The following is a 1549-nucleotide window of genomic DNA, read 5'->3' on the forward strand; positions in this document are numbered from 1 at the left end:
CCCATGGACAGCAGGCCCGCGACGCCGAGCCCGCCATTCTTATGGCCGCCCTGAGAGCGCCTTTAATTGCCCGGATTCCGTAGTACGTGCGAGCTAGGTGCGTGGGTGGGATAGCCAACGTGGAGTGCGAGCCTTCCGTGCGCCCAATAGCCGGTGCGCGACGTGAGATCGCTTCATCGCCTTGAACCGGCGACGCTTCTCCGGCGTTTAGCTACTTAGTTCAACTACCGATAATATAGAATTATGTCAGGTTGAACCGTGATGCTTGCATCAGGTGCAGGATTGGATCGCCCGGACAACCTCGGCCGGCGCCCAGTGCTCTGCGAAGCAGAAAATTTCCGAACCATGTCTGTCGGCTCAGGCCTCGGACGGTTGAGCGGTAATCAGCTGAGCGACAGGAAGTTTGACGATTCAGCCGCCAACCCATCCGATGCGGGGACATCACGCTCAGCGGACTCGCTACAAACGGGCTCAACCAACCGCGAGAAGTGGACTGGATACAGCCGAAGTTGGCTGTCGGGTTTGGGCCAACACTCCTAACGTGGTCGAAAGCGTATGCAATGCAAGTGAGATCAAGCGAGGAACCGGTGCAGCCGAGCGACCGCGTAGACCAAAACCCCTACAAGATGAGCGTGCCAGAGGTCTATGACTTCTATGATGAACTGCGCTCATGCCCCGTGCAGCACAGCAATGCACTCGGCGGCTTCTACTGGTTGACTCGCTACGACGACGTCCGCGCTGCGGCTCAGGATTGGGAGAATTTCTCTTCGGCACGCAAGGGTGTACTGCTACCTCCCGACCCGTCCGCGCCGCGGATGCCGGCCATCGAGCAGGATCCTCCCGAGCATGCGGCTTGGCGGAAGCTCTATGTGGAGCCTTTAACGCCGGAGAAGCTCAGGGCCGTCGAGCCTCGGCTCCAGGCCATCGCGAACGAAGTCATCGACGAGTTCTCAAGCACCGGCGAGTGCGATCTGATGGATGCCTTCGCCGCACCACTGCCGGTGCTCGGCATGTGCGAGGTGGTCGGCATTAGCGGCGCTCCGGTTGCCCGAATACGCGACTTGTCCTACCAAATGACCCGGAGCGTCACCGATCCCGAGCGACGCGCCGCGCTCAACTTGGAGATCGGCGCGCTCGTGTTGGACGAAGTCTTAGCGCGTAGGACGCAACCCCGCGATGACTACCTCACCCGAGTGGCCCATGTCGAAATCGATGGACAGCGGATGGGCGAGCTGGAGATCATGCGGTTCATGATCGGTTTCCTTGTCGCCGGGCACGAAACGACCACCTCAGCCCTGGGAACCCTGCTATTCCATGCACTTTCACGGCCGGACCTGAAGCAGCGCATGCTTTCCGACGACAAATTGCTCACTAGTGCAATTGAAGAGACCGTACGTTGGGGCACGCCGTTCCATGCATTCAACCGCACGACGACCGCTGGCGTGCGGATCGACGAAGTCACCATTCCAGACGATGCCACGGTGCGCCTATGCTTTGCAGCGGCCAATCGGGACCCCGCTGTCTATGAACACCCGGATGTGTTTGACCC

1 protein-coding gene is annotated in these 1549 nt (G+C 60.1%); it reads left to right on the forward strand.

Annotated features, from left to right (window positions below):
• Positions 1–587: 587 nt before the first annotated feature.
• On the forward strand, positions 588–1549 hold a 962-nt coding region (locus WAN02_RS05715), incomplete at its 3' end, for a cytochrome P450 (protein WP_422263204.1).

The sequence above is a fragment of the Mycobacterium sp. genome (genome assembly GCF_049281135.1).
Lineage (GTDB): Bacteria > Actinomycetota > Actinomycetes > Mycobacteriales > Mycobacteriaceae > Mycobacterium.